Origin of the sequence: Proteiniclasticum sp. C24MP (assembly GCF_043951855.1) — a bacterium.
Lineage (GTDB): Bacteria > Bacillota > Clostridia > Clostridiales > Clostridiaceae > Proteiniclasticum.
Window position 1 is genome coordinate 318955 of record NZ_JBINJW010000001.1, and the last position, 17476, is coordinate 336430.

The window sequence follows — 17476 nt, forward strand, 5'->3', positions numbered from 1 at the left end:
AATTCACACGATGATATACATGTGTCTATCGTCTCTAACAAATCGAACCCTGAAAGACACATGAAACCATGCATTTTTCAGGGTTCGCCCAGGGGCTTATTCTATTTTATGATACGGAAGATTCCATTTCAGAATGCTGATTTCATGTATTATCGATTTTCGTAATACACCTTATCATTTTGATCTTCGAAATGAAATCCTTGTTCATGTGATTTACTGAGTTGTGCACAGAAACTTTTTTTATAGAAAAAAGCTTCAGGGATTATATCAGCAGTCTCAGGATGTTATCCGCAGTGGCTTCCAGATTTACTCTGCTCTTATGTTTACTGATTTCAAGTGGTTCAGGCAGCCGATTGATGGTGAATATGGAAGTCACACCATTTTCATAGGCTTCTTCCAGGTTCTCTTCTGCACCGCCAGCGATGACTATGACCGGCTTGTTCTGTTTCTTCGCTCTCTTTGCTACGCCGATAACCACTTTGCCTCTCAGACTCTGGCTGTCAATCTTCCCTTCCCCGGTGAAGATGTAATCCGCATCTGAAATAATGTTTTCAAACTCCACTGTATCAAGTACAGTTTCTATCCCCATCTGCAGCTTAGAGTTGAAGAACGCCACCATACCGGCACCCATGGCACCAGCTGCTCCTGTACCAGGCATTTCAGCAAGATCCTTACCCAGATCTCTTTTGATGACTTCCGCCAGATGTTTTACACCCTTATCAAGCTCCAGCACCATTTCTTTATCCGCACCCTTTTGTGGCCCGAAGACATGAGCTGCTCCATGAGGTCCATACATGGGATTATCAATATCACACATGGTTACAACTTCCACGTTCTTAAATGCATCATCCAGACCATCCAGACTGATTCTGTCGATATCTTTCAGTGTCGCTCCAGCAGGCACAAAGGATTCACCTGCTGCATTATAGAACTTCACACCCACAGCTGCTGCTGCGCCGCATCCACCATCATTGGTGCTGCTTCCGCCAAGACCAACCACGATTTTTTCAACGCCCTGCTTCGCAGCATGAAGCATCAGTTCACCAACTCCATAAGTTGTTGTCTTTCTGGGATCCTTTCGGTCTTCCACCAGAGGCAGACCTGCAGCCGCAGCCATTTCGATGACAGCGGTTTTTCCTTCATCAATGAGTCCGTAGTATGCACTTGTCTCATCCAGGAAGGGACCTTTCACGCTCATTTCCACTTTTTCTCCGGTCAGGGCTGTAAGAAAGCAGTCTACGCTTCCTTCTCCACCATCTGCCACAGGAATGGATACTATTTCCGCATCACTGAAGTGCTTACGGATTGTGCTTTCCAATGTTTCGCAGATTTCCGTCGATGACATGGTGCCCTTGAATGAATCCGGTATCAATATAAATTTCTTCATTTTACCCTCCATAGCCCTAAAATAAGATCGCATGACCAAATCTTACTGCTCAGTCATGCGATCAATACTTCTATAGTACGATTACAGATACACCATCTGGAATTACAGCAATTTTCGCATCCTTATTGCCCAGCATTTCTTCTGCCTTCTCCAGAGCTTCCTCTATGGAATGCGCTGGTGTCATATGAAGATCTTCTACAATCTGATCCTCTGCATCTGAAATATAGATTACTTTGTAGTTTTTCAGGATTCTGGCGAAAATCTGTGACTGCCACTGATCCGGAATCGTATCCTCACTTGGTGTTGCAAGGAATTCGTTCATCATCTTTTCTACATCCTGCTCTTCTTTGAAGGTTTTGTAGAACTGTTCTCCACCATGGCCATCATTGGATTTTGCGCCAATGATCATGACACCTCCTGGATTCATGGTAGCTTCCGCTGCTGTCATGCACTTTACCGCCTGATAGATGTTCTGATCCAGTGGATATCCACCATTGGTCGTGATGACGATATCAGATGGTACTGCATCCACTTTACACTTGCTGTTCAGGAAGTTTCTTCCGTCAGTATGTGCAAGATCCGCATCTCCTGCCACCGCATAGATGACTTCCTTGTCGGAGTTGATCACCACGTTGCAGATGAAGTCCAGTCTTGCTGCTCTTGCAGCATACAGCATATCCTTATGGATCGGATTCCCTTCGATGATGCCTGTTCTTGATCTTTCACTGTCTATGAATGTAGCATTGTGATTATACATGACTGTCTTTCTGCTTGCCACACCAGGAAGCACACTCTTTCGTCCCCCTGAATATCCGGCGAAGAAATGAGGTTCGATGAATCCTTCTGAAACCAGAAGATCCGCTTCCAGCGCGATTTTATTCAGTATCATTCTTCCACCTGATGGCAGTATACCGATATCCGTCAGCATGCTTTCATCGTCACAGTCGTGCACGTAGATGTTTTCACTTTCCACGATTTCAGGACCGAACTTTGAAACCAGTTCATCCTTTGTGGTTCCTCTGTGACAGCCTGTTGAGATCAGAATCGTGATTTCCGCTTCAGGATTTCCTGTTCTGATTTCTTCCAGCATCAGCGGCATGATGATCTTGCTTGGTACAGGTCTAGTGTGATCGCTGGCGATGATGGTTACTTTGTTCTTTCCTTTAGCCATATCACGCAGTTTCGGTGTACCGATCGGATTTTCAAGTGCTTCTTTCACAAGTTCCACCTGACTCTTCTCTGGTACATAATGATGCATTTCAGAAACCATAACCGCACTTATTCTCTCATCTGGAATTTCTGCGTTTAAGGTTTCCTTGCCGTATGGCAATACAATCTTTGTCATTTGTCTCCTCCTATTGAAAAACGATCTTCTAAGCTGCAGCTTCTACTTTCTTCTTTGCTTTTTCTCTCTTATCGAGCCATGAAACAAGAAGTGGTGCTAGAATTGCTGTTACAATGATGGCAGCGGCAATCTGAGCTGTAGCGGTTGCTGCGATATTTACAAGACTAGGATCTACTGCTGCAAGAGCTGCAGGTGTAGCAACTGAGTTTCCGGCAGATGTACCGATAGCAGCACCAATCTGCGGATTCTGGACTTTCATAGCCTTGAACAGGAAGTAGCCACCGAAACCTGTCAGCGCAGTTACAAGTAAACCAAGAAGAATACCAGGGCCACCTGCTTCAATCAGCTGTCTGAAGTTCAGTGCTGAACCCAGTGGGAAAGCAAAGAATGGAATCATGATGACAGTTGCTGGAGCGAGGAACTTTCTGATTTCTTCATCCATATTACCTAAAATGAAACCTGCAAGAATAGGTACTATTGTTGCTACCAGAGCAATGAAAGGAATTTCTGCGATTCCTGTTGCACCGAATGCGAGCATAGTGAAGAACGGTCCGTCATTGATGGATAGAATGGATACAGCACCAACGTCTGTGGAATCACCGTATTCACCTGCTAAAGCCGCATACAGTCCACCATTGGAGTTTGTAAGTGCCGCGATGAGAACAAGTGGTGACAGTCCCAGGACACCTGCTGGTCCCCATATTCTGTTTACAATTACACCAACACCAGCACCGATAAGGAACTTGACTAGTGTCAGCATCGCTCCTTTATATAATGGCATACCAGCCTGCTTTACGCTGATCTGTGCTCCATTGGCAAAAAGGAATACTGCAAGAATAGGAAGTGCGCCTGTTTTCCATAAGTGTGTAGTGAATCCCCCGATTTCAAGAACCTGTGGAAAGAATGTGTTGATTGCTGCACCAAGAAGTAGTGGAATAACCATCAGGCCTCCGGGTACTTTTTTGACCATTTGTAGAATGTTCATGTTTTTCCTCCTTTTATTGTAAATGATTGCACTAATATAATAGCAATTCCCGTGCCAATGTTTAAAAATGCACGAATATATAAATTTCTGATAATATTTAGATTATAGTATGCTGAAATTATCAGTTTATCAACAGTATTGCCGCGGTTTTTCACATTGAAACGTATATATGTTTCAATGTGAAACAACGTTTCAATGTGAAACATCCGCTCTACTTCTGCAGTTTCCTCCATAATGTGGATCTGCTGATTCCTAGAATATCGCAGGTCTTCTGCACATTCTGTTCATTCTCATGAAAAACTTTCTGAATATACCAGTCTTCCAGATTTTTCAGTGTGCTGTTTTCCGGTATCTCTTTAATCTCTTCACCAGGCTCCATTCTTTTCAGTTTTTCAGCCTGCGGAGAAGCTGCTTCTCTCTCTTGAAGCAGTTGATCAAATGAAGATACAATAACTGATCTTTCCATGAGATTTTCCAGCTCACGGATATTGCCCTCAAATTCACGTGTAAGCAGTGCCTGCTTCAAAGGTTCAGTGACCTCCAGTTTCTTCTTCCCATAAAGCCTGGAGAACTTGTCAATAAAGTGTTCTGCCAGAAGCACAATATCTTCTGTACGTTCCTTCAGTGTTGGGATGCGCAGTGCCAGGACATTAATACGGTAATACAGGTCTTTCCGGAAAAGGTCCTTCTCGACCATATCCTGAAGTTTTCTGTTTGATGCTGTAATGATCCTCACATCAACAGGTATCACCTTGTTGCCTCCTACACGTCTGACTTCCTTTTCCTGCAGGACCCTTAGCAGTCTTCCCTGGAGTTCCATGGGGATTTCACTGATTTCATCTAGGAATAGCGTGCCGTTATGTGCCAGTTCAAAAATCCCTGGCTTTCCGCTCTTCTTGGCTCCCGTGAAAGCACCTTCCTCATAGCCGAAAAATTCACTTTCAATGAGATTTGCCGGTAAAGCCGCACAGTTCACCGCAAGAAATGCACCGTCCCTTCTCTTGCTCGCATTATGAATACTCTGAGCAAACAGCTCCTTGCCTGTGCCGGATTCACCGAAAATATGAACAGGCGCATCATAAAGCGCATATTCCCTGGCTGTTTCAATACTGTCTTTCATCTCAGCACTTTTGTGTATGATTTTCCCGAAGTCGTATTTCGCTACAAATCCTTTTTTTGCTATGGATTTACGGATATTGAATTCCATTCTCTGAATTTCCTGAATCTCCTGAAAAGTGATGACCGTTCCGTTCACGCCCTCGCTTTCAAGAAGTGGAATCTGATTAAATGAAAGCTTGAGCCTTCCTTCACTGACCATTTCACCCACATATTTCTTCTTCGATTGGAGCATCTCATGGATTCTGGGATTTGTGAAAACCTCATGGATTTTTCTTCCAATGGACTCTGCTGCAGGGATCTTGAGAATATTTTCTGCCGTCTGATTGAAATGCGTAATACGATCCTTATGGTCGATGGAAATAATTCCATCTCCCACAAAATTCATCACTGCACGAAGATGTTCCGTCATATGCTTTTCATGTTTTATCGCTGAAAGAATTCTTCTTGCTTCCTGTATCGCCACTTGTATGGATTCCTTCTGAGAGGAAATCATGATACCTCTGCAGTTGAGTCCCTGAACCACTTTGGCCGCATTGGAATCTCCGACGAAGGTACGGATTCCTTTTCCTTTGTATTCTTCGATGATGTCAGGAATCTCCGACTCGCTATTGAGAAGAATCATCTGGACCTCGTTGGGGATGATCTTTTTCAGTACATTAAACCCGAATACCACATTGGAATATCCAACAAGACCGATGACCTCATTGGGATCCTTGATCTGGTCAAAGGAGTTCACAATATCATAGGCACTGACCTTGATTTCAACCACAGGAATCTTCAGCTGCGACTTCACCAGTTTATAGGTTCCACCGCGGGCAACAATGATCTTGACGCCTTCTTTCTCGAGCTGTTTTGCGATTTCAAGACCTTTGCTCATGGTCCCAAGCACCACGTCCACATTGCTGTATCCCTGTTCACTGATGATTTCAGCTGTCTTGTCGTATACATCCTGTATGGGGGCTAATACTACAATATCCTTCATTTTTGCCTCCTTTATAAGCAGACTTCAGCTCTCTTCTACCTGTTTTTCTGACCCATTCTCGCTTTGGCCAGCTCAATTCCGTACGAGATGGCATTGAGCATACTCTCTTCCGAAGCGGTTCCTTTTCCTGCCTGGTCGAATGCGGTGCCATGATCAACGGAGCTTCTGATGATGGGCAGCCCCAGCGTGACGTTCACGCCGTTGACAGCTTTCCAGTTCCCTGTGGCCTGATCCATCTGAAAACCCACAACCTTCATCGGGATATGCCCCTGGTCATGATACATGGCAACAACGATGTCGTACTGACCCCCTATGGCTTTTGAGAAAACTGTATCAGGAGGTACGGGTCCCTCTACAGAAAGCCCCTTTGCCTTCGCTTCTACAATGGCAGGAATAATTTCTTGAATCTCCTCTTCACCAAAGAGCCCCCCTTCTCCTGAGTGAGGGTTAAGACCCGCCACCGCGATTCTCGGATTCTCTATGCCAAGACTGAGACATGCCTTCTGTGCGATTTCAATAACTTCAAGAACACGTTCCTTTTTAACAAGATCACACGCTTTTCTGAGAGATACATGAGTTGATACATGCACAACCCGGAATTTTTCATGGGCTAGCATCATGCTGTAGCTTCTTGTCCCTGTGAGTTCCGCATAGATCTCAGTATGCCCGTTATAATGGTAGCCTGCCTTGTTGAGCGCTTCCTTGTTCAGCGGACCTGTGATGGTGGCATCGATCTGATTATCCATGGCCAGTTCAATGACTTTTTCAATGGCCTCAAATGCCGCTTTCCCACCTGTTGTACTCACCTTTCCGTAAGGTACATCTTCAAGGGCAAGCTCTGTTCTATGGAATACATCTATGGTTCCATGTACGAATTTCGCCTCTTCCACATTTTCAATTCTGTTGATCTTCAGAGGATTACCGATAAGCAGAACCGCGCGTTCCACAATGTCGCTATTCCCTACAACCAGGGGCCTGCATGCTTCATAGACCTCCTTGCGGTTCAGGGCTTTCACCACAATCTCAGGTCCTATTCCTGATACATCCCCCATAGTAATTCCAAGTATTGGTAATTGATTCATTTCCTACTCCTTTCGGTTCAGCAGTCCACCGAGCCGCAACTTATTTTTTCTTCTGTTTTCAGCTGTACATCATCCAGTTCATTCCCTGCATTTTCTACCAGAGAATCTCCACATTCTGCTCCTTTAGTCCATCAAGAAAACTCTGGTCCGGCTTTTCATTTGTCAGAATCCTGTGAAAGTCCGGAATTTTGCCAAATGAGAACGGAAAGGACAGACCGAACTTGGAATCATCAACCAGCATGAATTTCTCATCGATCCTTCTCATCAGAAATGATTTAATATCTTTCTCCGGCAAGGTTCTGTTGGAGTACCCGGTTGTCATGGTAACGCCACTTGCTGTAAAAAATCCTTTGTCGAAATGATAAGCATCAAGGAAAGCAAGGGAGGTTTCTCCAGTGAGCGACAAAGTGTTTTTGTTCACACTACCGGGTATAAGAACAACCTTCACATGTTCTGCAGTATTTGCCATCTTCATGGAGAACATGATGTTGTTTGTGAATACTGTGATGTCCTTCTTGCTTTTTATAGCTTCTGGAAGAAACATGTGTGTGGAGCCTGAATCGACAAAAACAACATCTCCCTCATTGATGAATTCTGACGCCATTCTTGAAATCTTCCTTTTTCCTTCAGCCTGTATGTTCATTCTTGCCTTGAAAGTCAGGAGCTGATCCTTTGTATTTGCGTAGATTACTCCATAACCTTTTCTGATGCTGCCCATATTCATAAGTTCACTGATATATCTGCGCACCGTACTTTCTGAAAGATTGAATTTCTCCATGAGTTCCTTTGGAGATACACTCTGATTTTCAAAAATATAGAGTTCGAGTTCCTTTATTTTTCTCATTCTGATGCACCACCTTTTTATTTTTTCAGTGCCTGCAGAATATGATACAAGGCATCCTCTTTACCGAAAGCGCCAGCCTTCGTCACTATGTCGATATCTTCAAACTCCTCACTGATGAATCTTCCAATAGGAATTGCAGGAAGCACTTCATCTTTAATGATCATTCCACTGATATCAAGTTCTTTTGCAATCTTTATAAGTGTATCGCCACCTGTGATATATACGCCTGAAAGATTCTCCTTACTGCTGCGCATCAGATGACCCGTTATTTCACCTAGTGATTTTGCTATGAAATCGCTTATTTCGAAATGACTCATCCCTCTTGTTTCCGCGTAATTGATTGTCTGATCGATGACATCACGATTTTCCGCTGTATATAAGGCCACATCATTGCCTTTTTCTAATAGACCAGTGACATCATCTGCAATCTTCCGCTTGTTCGCTTCGTCAAACATCATATCCACTTTGTAGTGAATCACATGCAGAGGTAATCTCTCTTTTGCATATTCGATCTGATTTCTTGTGACATCACTCACACTGCCTATGATGGACAGTACTCCTGTCTTTCTCTGAAACCCAAAAGCATCAGGTATGAACTCTGCAAGACCCGCCGTTCCAGAAAGAATATAATCTGCTTCCAGAGAGCTGATCACTTCCGCGCACACCTTCAGATCTTCCGTATTCTCCGCATCGAAGAGGATGATCTGCGCCTCTTCTTTTCTTGCCTTGCGGATGGATGCGAGCAGGGCTTCCTTTTCATAAGGACCACTTTTAGGTATCAGCACCGTCTTCTTGTCCGTCTGATTGGCAATGATTTCTGCAATGGACGACTGCGTCACCGATGTTTTGGGATCCTTAGCCACTTCCGTCTCATGAAGAGGTACGCCATTGACATAGACCATGCCTTCTCTGGAGGTTCTTCCATTGGAAGGCAGTGCCGGAACCATGTAGACCACATTCTTCCCGGATGCATCAAGGCATGCTGCTATCTCTGCTCCAATATTGCCTCTGAACGTGGAGTCAATTTTCTTGTAGAAAATACACTCTCCCATTTTCTTCAATTCCTCTGTAACCTGATAAACTTTATCATACGCTGTTTTTTCGTCATCAAAACGACTCTCCGTATCCACTACCAGCACTTCCTTGAGCATAAGGTCTTCTGGTATATCTTCGGTTTTTGTAGTAACAATTGTACTCATTTTTTTCTTCGCAAACTGAACCCCGGTATCGTTGGACCCTGTAAAGTCATCTGCTATTATAGCTAATTTCATCGTTTCTCCCCTTTACATAACCTAGTCAAAATATATTCAATTTTTGAATACATTTTGACTAATTATATCAACTACCTGAGAACGTTGTCAATACCACAAAAAAAGAGAACAGCCATAATCTACATGCAGTTCCCTCCTTGTATTGTCTCTTTCAACTATGCAGTTACCTTCTCTTTCTGATTTTTGTAGAAGGGATACCTTCCGATTCACGATATTTCGCCACAGTTCTTCTGGAAATCTCCACATCTTTTTTCATCAGTTCTTCCGCGATCTTCTGATCGGAAAAGGGATGCAGCTTATCTTCCATCTCGATGATCTGCCCAATAAGATTCTTAATGTAATCGGGTGAAAGTTCATCTCCATTTGATGAATGGGAAGCGGAAAAGAGACTTTTAAGCGCAATTGTTCCTCTTGGTGTACAAAGATATTTTTCTCTTACTGTGCGACTTACTGTTGATTCGTGTACTTCAAGTTCTTCTGCCACGGTCTTCATGGACAACGGATTCAGGAAAGCGCTTTTCCCCAAAAGATACTTTTTCTGATGCTTCATAACCGCTTCTGTCACTCTCTCAAGCGTACTTTTTCTCATATCGATGCTCTTAAGCAGCTTCATCGCTTCCTGGAGTTTTATACTTAAATATGCTTCGAGTTCCGGATTTCCTTCTTTTGATAATTCTCTGGTCACCTCACTGACCCGAATCTTCGGCAGCTTCATCGCACTCATGGTGATCTGGAGTTCCTCACCAACAATCTGTATTCTTAAATCCGGTATAACATGACTTCTTGTATTATTATCAGCAAATCCTCTTGATGGAACAGGTTCAGTTTCCCTGATGTCTTCAACAATCCTTGCGATTTCCTCTTGAGATAATCCCATACTCGTTTCAATTTTCCTGAAATTGCCAATGGCTACTTCAGGCAGATGATTTCTGATTATCTCCATGTGATTCGTCGTAAGCAGGTCTTTCTTCTTCAGCTGAAAAAGAAGTGTCTCATAGATATCAGGCCACCCGATCCCTGAAGGCTCCAGGTTCCGCACTATATCCAGTCCTCTTTCAAGGATTGCTGTATCCACACCTAGTATTTCACTGGATTCCTTTACCGAATCTGAGAAATATCCTCTCTTGTCCAAGGAAAAGATTATGAACTCACATACCTTCACTTCTTCCTCTGACAGATTCATCATACCGATCTGCTCGATAAGATAATCCGTCAGCGTCTTCTCTTTGCTAATGAATTCGAATGGCGAAACATAATCATCAGATGAAGCCACACCAGTGCTTCGTTCCACTTTATTTTCTTCAGTTTTCGCAAGGGCTTTCATTTTATCCCAATCTATGCTGGAAAGCTCACCCATTGATGTCTCATCCATTTCAAGCGCAGGATTACTCGTGAATTCTTCACGAATATATTCTGAAAGTTCCATAGTAGACATCTGCAGTATTTTCATATGCAACTGCATATCCTGAGATAAAATATTCTTCTGTTCCGTACTCTGATTTTGAAAATGATTATGTTCCATGACTCACCTCGCTTTTCTCACCTATGATATCATAATTTCTGTTCAGTTTCATTTATTCAAGCATTAAATCACCTCAGAAGGATGACAGGATACTATCAGAAATCCAGTATTCATTACAGATTCGGTTTCTTTTACAGAACACAAAACCATGTAGCATCCAGTGTATCTTCGGAATATTGGTCATCAGCAAAAAAAGGAATCCTGAATAGAATTCCTTTTCCTGTATTTCACTATTGTAGGGGGGCACACAATACTTGAAATTGTCCTCTTATTTTGAATTGACCAAGAGCACCATGAAGTCATTGACATTGGTTCCTGTAGGTCCTGTCTTCACAAGTGCTCCTACAGAGTCCAGACCATGATAGCTGTCATTGTTGTCCAGATATACTTCCAGCGGAATCTCTTTCTCTCTCAGCTCTGAAGCTGTATTTCCATCGACGATTCCGCCAGCTGCATCAGTAGGACCATCTGTTCCATCTGATCCCACTGAAAAGAATACCGTATCTTCTAGTCCTTCAATGCCCTGCGCGCAGGATAAAGCCAGCTCCTGATTCCTTCCACCTTTTCCGTTTCCCTTGATCTTCACCACGGTTTCTCCGCCTGCGATGATGGCACAAGGCGTCTGGAAGGATGAATTCCCGTTTCTTACTTCTCTTGCCATGGCACTGAAGAACCGACCTACTTCCTTGGCTTCTCCATCCACAGTAGAAGATAGAAGATAAGGTGTATAGCCTCTGTTTTCCGCAGCTTCCATGGCAGCGCTGCAGAGCGCCGTCACGCTTCCTGTAATGACCGTTTCACAGTTTCTCAGATCTTTCGGTGTTTCAATCTTCAGCACTTCCAGGATGTGCGGTTCCACTTTCAGCTGATATCTTTCCAGAATCTCCATGGCTTCCTCACTGGTGGAGGAGTCTCTATAGGCAGGTCCTGATGCGATGGCATCCAGAGGGTCTCCGATGACGTCAGACAGGACTACCGAAAGGATATTGGTATCTTTGCAGTGCTCTGCGAATTTCCCGCCTTTGACCTTGGAAAGGTGCTTTCTCACCGTGTTGATTTCCACAATGTCCGCTCCGCTTTTCAGAAGCTGGTCTGTGATATCCATGATGTCTTCCAGCAGCACGCCATCCATGGGCATCTCAAAGAGTGCGGAGCCTCCACCGGAAACAAGAAAGACCACCTGATCCTCTTTCCCCAGCGCACTTGTCATATCCAGTACTCTCTTCGTTCCCTTGATGGAGTTCTCATCCACGATGGGATGTCCTGCCTCAAAGATTTCAAGATTCCCGATGGGCCCTCTGCTGTGGTCGTATTTTGTGATCACCACACCGCTCGTGACCTTCTCCTTCAGCATTTCATAGGCAGCTTCCGCCATATTCCAGGAAGCCTTGCCGATGGCGATGAGAACCACTTTCCCTTTGAAGTCTCTGCCTAGAAGCGCGGCTTTCACCGCTTCATCCGGTTTCACTCTGTTTATGGACTCTTCTATGATCTTATATGCATCTTCATGAATTTTCATATCCTTCTCCTTATGAAATGAGATCAAGATTCCGCAGCACTGCTTCAAGCTCATTCATCTTCTCCTCACTGCAGTGCTGAATAGGCATTACAGGATGTCCCAGGTCCAGCCCCATCAGATTCAGACAGTCCTTCATCACTACCGGAAAACTTCCATAATTGTAAGTATCTCTTAAAGGAATGAGATCATACTGGGCTTTCATGGCACCTTCCAGATCTCCCTTCATGTACTTATCATAGATATCCGCCACAAGCCTTGGAGCTACATTGGCTGTACCTGCAACGCATCCTGCACCACCGTAGGCAAGTGTTCCATAGATATAGTAATCAGAACCCGCAAGCACCTTGAAGTTCTCGATTTCTCTTGTAGCCTCGATAAAGTGAATGGTCTGGGCAAAGTCCAGCGAGGTGTTCTTGATGCCGATGATATTCTCCACTTCTGCAAGCCGCTTCAGAAGTGAAACTGAAATATTGTTGGCGGTTTTTCCGGGATTGTTGTAGAGAAGCACTGGAATACTTGTGCTGTCCGCAATTTTCTTGAAATGATCATAAAGCTCATCATCCGTCAGCTTGATGAACATGGGTGTCAGAAGGGTCACAGCATCTGCACCTGCTTCCTCCGCCTGTTTCACAAGTCTTATGCATGCTTTCGTTGTGATTTCTCCCACTCCTGCATAGACAGGAACTCTTCCTGCCACATGATTAACCGTGATTTCAATGGCTCTTCTCTGATTCTCCTCATCCATGGCATAGAATTCACCGTTACTGCCCATGACGAAAATACCATGAACACCTCCGTCCAGAACATGATCAATGACTCTTATGAGTCCTTTTTCGTCTACATTTTCATTTTCATCCACTGGTGTCACAATGGGTGGAATGACACCTTTCAAATCTCTGATATCCATGATTCTCCTCCTATGTTTCCCTTCTTATTATGTAATAGGTGCTGGGTTGAAAAGACAGATGGCATTTTCTATGCCCCACTGATCCGCAAAGCATTTCTCACTGCCTGAAGCGATATCCAGGATCAGTCTGAAGATCTCCCATCCTTTTTCTTCTATGGTGGACTCTCCTGTGGCTATGGTGCCCGCATTGACATCAATGAGGTCAAACCATTTCTCCTTCAGCTCATTTCTCGTGGAGACTTTGATCACGGGTACCATCTTCAGTCCATAGGGGGTTCCTCTTCCTGTGGTGAACACCTGAAGATGAATCCCTGATGCCATCTGAAGGGTTCCGCAGACAAAATCGCTGGCAGGGGTTGCAGCAAAAACAAGTCCGTTCTTTCTGACCTTTTCCCCTGGTGAGAGCACATCTGAAATGGCGCTGTTTCCGGATTTCGCAATGGAACCTAGTGACTTTTCCACAATATTTGCAAGTCCGCCTTTTTTATTGCCTGGTGTCGGATTCGCATCGCGATCCACAAGTCCCGTCTCCAGGTACTCGTCATACCAGGCCATTTCCTGTCGGATCCGGTCTGCGATTTCAACCGTTTCCGCTCTCGGCGTAAGCAGATGTACGCCATCTCTCACTTCCGTCACTTCCGAGAAAAGAACCGTCGCCCCGCAGCGCACCAGAAGATCCGATGCATAGCCCACTGCCGGGTTTGCAGTAACCCCTGAAAATGCGTCGCTGCCTCCGCACTGAAGACCTACCACCAGGTCCTTCACATCACACACTTCACGTTTTCTCATGTTCAGACGTTTCAGAATCATCTCTCCCTTTTCCACGATGTCCTTGACCATGGCATGGAATCCCTGATTTTCCTGAAGCGTCACGTAGTTATTGTCTTTGAGACCGATGAACACCTTCTCCGGAATCATCTTTTCACACCCAAGCCCCACATAAAGCATTTCTCCACCGAAGTTGGGATGCTCTGAAAGGTTTTTGATGGTTCTTATGGGAATTTCCGCATTTTTGGCTGAAATGGCCACGCCACATCCATAATTATGGTTGATGGGCATGATGCCGTCCACATTGGGATAGAGCGAAAGCTTCTTTTCAAGCTCTTTCACCGCGATGTTCAGCACCCCTTCCACGCACTGGACGCTGGTGGTAATGCCCAGTAGATTCTTTGTGCCTACGGATCCGTTTGGATTTCTGTAGCCCAGAAAAGTATACCCTTCCAGTGGGGGCAGTTTATCTGGAACCTTCGTTGCCAGTTCAAGCTCTTCAAGCCTGGGCGCCTTGGGCAGTGTCAGTCTGTGCTCCGTGATCCAGCTTCCTTTTCTGATCTCTTCCTTGGCATATCCGATGATTTCATTATATCTGATAATCGGATCCCCGGTCTTATAGTCCACAAGGTTCACCTTATGACTCTGTGGAATATCCTCCAGGACCTCGATCCCTTCTATGATTTCACCTTTCTTCAGTCCTTCTTCAGAAACAACGATTTCGACGTTGTCACTGGGATGCACTTTCACAAGACGTTTTTTCATTTCCTTATTCATCCTTTGTCACCATCTTCCCTTTATAAATAAGATATCCTATGAGAAACGCATCATAGGATATCTCTCTGACTATTTCTTTAAAGTGATATTTCCTAACTTTTCATAGTACTTCAGAATCGCCCCATGATCATTCTTTCCATAACCATCTGCTTTCAGTACCTGGAGAATCTCCATCGCCTGTACAGTCAAGGGCAGTGGTGCTTCAGCAGAATGCCCTGCATTGATGGCATTGTTGAGATCCTTGATATGCAGCTCGATCCTAAATCCTGGATCGAATTTTCTATCCAGCATCAGAGGCGCCTTGGCATCCATTACTGTAGAGCCTGCCAGACCTCCTCTAATTGCCTGATACACAAGCTCTGGACTTGCACCCGCTTTCTGCGCGAAGGTCAGGGCTTCTGCCACTGCTGAAATATTCAAGGCTACAACGATCTGATTTGCGAGTTTTGCGATGTTTCCTGCACCAAGTTCTCCAACGTAGGTTACGGAACCGGCCATGGTCATCAGCATATCGTAGTACTTGTCGAAGTCTTCTCTGTTTCCACCAGCCATGACAGACAGTGTGCCATCGATAGCCTTTGGTTCTCCACCGCTTACTGGAGCGTCGATCATTCTGATTCCTTTTTCTGCAAGAGCAGCACCAATGGCTTTACTTTCCGTAGGGTCAATGGAGCTCATATCGATCAGGATGGTTCCAGGCTTTGCTGTTTCATGAATACCGTTTTCTCCCAGGGCCACCACACGTACGTGTGGAGAGTTTGGAAGCATGGTGATGATCACCTCACACTCACCTGCCACTTCTCTGGCGCTTCCCACTGCCTTTGCGCCAAGTTCAACCAGCTCGTCCATAGAGGACTGATTGAAGTCATTTACCACCAATTCGTGTCCAGCCTTCACAAGATTCTTGCTCATAGGCTTTCCCATTATTCCTAGTCCTATAAATCCAATTTTCATTTTTTACCTCCTAAATTATCTTCTAATTAACAACTTTGACACCACATGAATTATGCATTATTGTACGCTTTCATCATTTCATTTAAGCAATACACTTCATTTTCAGGAGTCGTATTTTCTAGTGTTGCATAGATATATGGCTTATCTTTTTTAATGAATTTCATGATTTTTGAATAATCCATCTCACCAGTCCCTGCGCCAACAGATTTCAATCCATGTCCTTCTTCGGTTCTGATAAAGTCTTTTAAATGAATCATCGCTATATCCTTTCCGAGCAATTCTATTGCTTCTTCAAAGACATCTTCCCGGTGATCTACGTTATCTAGTTCGAGCATGTTCACCGGATCAAATAAGACCTGAAGATTATGTGATCCTATCTCATCAAGAACCTGTCTGCATCTTTTAGGATTCCAGACTATATGTCTTACAACCGGTTCTATCGCAAGGGTTACACCATACTGTTCTGCACATCTGACAATAGGTTTCAAGTGTTTTATAAATACAGATAACGCCCTGTCCGTCCTGCAATCCGGAGAATATTTGTACTCTATATTTGGTGCTCCAGTTTCTGTTCCAACCATCCCACATCCGAGTTGAGAAGCAAATCGAATATGTGCGAAGTAACTTTCAGTAGCATTTCTGATTACATGTTCATCGGGATGAGCTAGATTCAGATAATTGCCAAGTACTGCAATATCAATGTCATTCATAGCAAATAATTTCTGAAGATATCTTGCATAACCCGGAGTCAAAGCTGAAGGATTGTATGGTACATCTTTTAAAACTTTGCGTAGCGCAAGATGTACGCAACTAAACCCACTATCCCGAACACTGGGCAACAGTTCTTCAATGGGCAGCTTTTTAGTATCGTGAAGTCTTAATCCAAGTTGCATTTGATAGCGCCTCCTTAATTACTTCTCAGTAGTTGTTCACTTACGGCCATCATGCACGCTGCCGCTCCATGCTGATTATCTGTCATCTGTTTCTCTCTCAGATAATATTCAGGAGTGCCATCTCTGTCAGTACGATTGTCCGGACCTGGTCCTAACCCTGCACTTGCACAGATCCCATTTAGCTCAAAACATTCCTCATTATTAACTAGATAAGTTTTCTTAATACCATCAACAATATCATTTCCGATGAGTCCATACTTTTCATCCAGTATGCCTAATCTAGCTCCTTTCATTAGTGCATAAGCAATCATTGCACTGCCAGAAGTTTCAAGATAATTATTAACTAAAGTTTTACCATCTACTATCTGAAGGAACATGTTTGATTGAGAATCAATATATTGCATGATATGATCTGCTGCATTCTTCAGTATTCCAACCAGTTCTTGAGAGCGAGATGTTTTATTATTAGAAATCTCATACGTATCGACAAGAGACATGAAGAACCATCCCACAGCTCTAAGCCAGACCACTTGGCTCTTTCCTGTAGTCTTATCGCACCATTCTGATTTTTTCGAGCAATCGTTGGCATGCATATATAATTTCAGCTCATCATTCCATAATAATCTATGAGCCGATTGAAATTGATTGAAGATATCATCCCAATGATCTTCATTGAAATCAATCAGAGATTGAGCATAAAATGGCATAACCATATAGAATCCGTCCAACCAAACCTGATCCGGATAAATATCTTTGTGCCAGAAATTCCCAGTCTCTGTTCTTGGATAATCCTCTAGCATTTTATAAGCATCAAATACAGCTTTATTGTATTTCTGATCTTTCGTAAGATCATAGAGCACTTTTAGTGACTTGCCGAAGCTGACTTTATCGGAATTCTTTTCATTCTCATACCAGTTGTCTACTTTTCCATCTTCATTTATAAGATACGAACTGTACTGGATGATGTAATCACTCCATTTCCGATTTCCTGTAACATCAGCCAGCTTCTTTAAACCCAACATGCAAATATCATTTTTATAATTCCAGGGTTTCGCTTGTAAAAAAAGCGGAAGCTGTTCACTTGCATATTGTTCGAAATATTTTAACCACATAATTTTCTC

The 17476-nt window shown here is 43.8% G+C and carries 14 protein-coding genes; all 14 read right to left on the reverse strand.

What is annotated here, in order from left to right:
- Positions 1 to 262 precede the first annotated feature (262 nt).
- The 14 genes from ACHAL6_RS01630 to ACHAL6_RS01695 all read right to left on the reverse strand — a co-directional run bounded on the left by ACHAL6_RS01630 (position 263) and on the right by ACHAL6_RS01695 (position 17467).
- A complete protein-coding gene (locus ACHAL6_RS01630) occupies positions 263 to 1387 on the reverse strand; it encodes a glycerate kinase (protein WP_395268393.1) in 1125 nt (374 codons plus the stop codon).
- A 70-nt stretch (positions 1388 to 1457) separates the two neighbouring features.
- Positions 1458 to 2732, reverse strand: a complete 1275-nt coding sequence (gene larA / locus ACHAL6_RS01635; RefSeq protein ID WP_395268394.1) for a nickel-dependent lactate racemase — start codon at positions 2730 to 2732, stop codon at positions 1458 to 1460.
- A gap of 28 nt (positions 2733 to 2760) precedes the next feature.
- A complete protein-coding gene (locus ACHAL6_RS01640) occupies positions 2761 to 3717 on the reverse strand; it encodes a 2-keto-3-deoxygluconate permease (protein WP_395268395.1) in 957 nt (318 codons plus the stop codon).
- A gap of 211 nt (positions 3718 to 3928) precedes the next feature.
- Complete coding sequence (locus tag ACHAL6_RS01645) at positions 3929 to 5818, reverse strand: sigma 54-interacting transcriptional regulator (protein WP_395268396.1); 1890 nt, start codon at positions 5816 to 5818, stop codon at positions 3929 to 3931.
- Between the two features lie 35 nt (positions 5819 to 5853).
- A complete protein-coding gene (gene pdxA / locus ACHAL6_RS01650; RefSeq protein WP_395268397.1) occupies positions 5854 to 6900 on the reverse strand; it encodes a 4-hydroxythreonine-4-phosphate dehydrogenase PdxA in 1047 nt (348 codons plus the stop codon).
- A 94-nt stretch (positions 6901 to 6994) separates the two neighbouring features.
- Entirely contained in the window at positions 6995 to 7744 is a 750-nt protein-coding gene (locus ACHAL6_RS01655) for a DeoR/GlpR family DNA-binding transcription regulator (RefSeq protein WP_395268399.1), read from the reverse strand.
- A 17-nt stretch (positions 7745 to 7761) separates the two neighbouring features.
- Positions 7762 to 9015, reverse strand: coding sequence for a four-carbon acid sugar kinase family protein (locus ACHAL6_RS01660; protein WP_395268400.1), 1254 nt, complete (start codon positions 9013 to 9015; stop codon positions 7762 to 7764).
- A 163-nt stretch (positions 9016 to 9178) separates the two neighbouring features.
- Positions 9179 to 10537, reverse strand: a complete 1359-nt coding sequence (rpoN, locus tag ACHAL6_RS01665) for an RNA polymerase factor sigma-54 (RefSeq protein WP_395268401.1) — start codon at positions 10535 to 10537, stop codon at positions 9179 to 9181.
- Positions 10538 to 10805: 268 nt separating this feature from the next.
- Entirely contained in the window at positions 10806 to 12056 is a 1251-nt protein-coding gene (locus ACHAL6_RS01670; protein WP_395268402.1) for a glycerate kinase, read from the reverse strand.
- A 10-nt stretch (positions 12057 to 12066) separates the two neighbouring features.
- Entirely contained in the window at positions 12067 to 12963 is an 897-nt protein-coding gene (gene dapA, locus ACHAL6_RS01675) for a 4-hydroxy-tetrahydrodipicolinate synthase (protein ID WP_395268403.1), read from the reverse strand.
- Between the two features lie 27 nt (positions 12964 to 12990).
- Positions 12991 to 14496, reverse strand: a complete 1506-nt coding sequence (gene garD, locus ACHAL6_RS01680; protein ID WP_395268404.1) for a galactarate dehydratase — start codon at positions 14494 to 14496, stop codon at positions 12991 to 12993.
- Between the two features lie 81 nt (positions 14497 to 14577).
- A complete protein-coding gene (gene garR / locus ACHAL6_RS01685) occupies positions 14578 to 15462 on the reverse strand; it encodes a 2-hydroxy-3-oxopropionate reductase (protein WP_395268405.1) in 885 nt (294 codons plus the stop codon).
- 50 nt (positions 15463 to 15512) lie between these two features.
- Entirely contained in the window at positions 15513 to 16355 is an 843-nt protein-coding gene (locus ACHAL6_RS01690; RefSeq protein WP_395268406.1) for a sugar phosphate isomerase/epimerase family protein, read from the reverse strand.
- Between the two features lie 14 nt (positions 16356 to 16369).
- Positions 16370 to 17467, reverse strand: a complete 1098-nt coding sequence (locus ACHAL6_RS01695; RefSeq protein ID WP_395268407.1) for a glycoside hydrolase family 105 protein — start codon at positions 17465 to 17467, stop codon at positions 16370 to 16372.
- Between the last annotated feature and the right edge of the window lie 9 nt (positions 17468 to 17476).

Excerpts from the sequence above, each read along its gene's own strand:
- ACHAL6_RS01645 (WP_395268396.1), bottom strand. The coding sequence starts at position 5,818 with ATGAAGGATATTGTAGTATTAGCCCCCATACAGGATGTATACGACAAG.
- pdxA (WP_395268397.1), bottom strand. The coding sequence starts at position 6,900 with ATGAATCAATTACCAATACTTGGAATTACTATGGGGGATGTATCAGGA.
- dapA (WP_395268403.1), bottom strand. The coding sequence starts at position 12,963 with ATGGATATCAGAGATTTGAAAGGTGTCATTCCACCCATTGTGACACCA.
- garD (WP_395268404.1), bottom strand. The coding sequence starts at position 14,496 with ATGAAAAAACGTCTTGTGAAAGTGCATCCCAGTGACAACGTCGAAATC.
- larA (WP_395268394.1), bottom strand. The coding sequence starts at position 2,732 with ATGACAAAGATTGTATTGCCATACGGCAAGGAAACCTTAAACGCAGAA.
- ACHAL6_RS01655 (WP_395268399.1), bottom strand. The coding sequence starts at position 7,744 with ATGAGAAAAATAAAGGAACTCGAACTCTATATTTTTGAAAATCAGAGT.
- garR (WP_395268405.1), bottom strand. The coding sequence starts at position 15,462 with ATGAAAATTGGATTTATAGGACTAGGAATAATGGGAAAGCCTATGAGC.
- ACHAL6_RS01640 (WP_395268395.1), bottom strand. The coding sequence starts at position 3,717 with ATGAACATTCTACAAATGGTCAAAAAAGTACCCGGAGGCCTGATGGTT.
- ACHAL6_RS01630 (WP_395268393.1), bottom strand. The coding sequence starts at position 1,387 with ATGAAGAAATTTATATTGATACCGGATTCATTCAAGGGCACCATGTCA.
- ACHAL6_RS01695 (WP_395268407.1), bottom strand. The coding sequence starts at position 17,467 with ATGTGGTTAAAATATTTCGAACAATATGCAAGTGAACAGCTTCCGCTT.
- rpoN (WP_395268401.1), bottom strand. The coding sequence starts at position 10,537 with ATGGAACATAATCATTTTCAAAATCAGAGTACGGAACAGAAGAATATT.
- ACHAL6_RS01660 (WP_395268400.1), bottom strand. The coding sequence starts at position 9,015 with ATGAAATTAGCTATAATAGCAGATGACTTTACAGGGTCCAACGATACC.
- ACHAL6_RS01690 (WP_395268406.1), bottom strand. The coding sequence starts at position 16,355 with ATGCAACTTGGATTAAGACTTCACGATACTAAAAAGCTGCCCATTGAA.
- ACHAL6_RS01670 (WP_395268402.1), bottom strand. The coding sequence starts at position 12,056 with ATGAAAATTCATGAAGATGCATATAAGATCATAGAAGAGTCCATAAAC.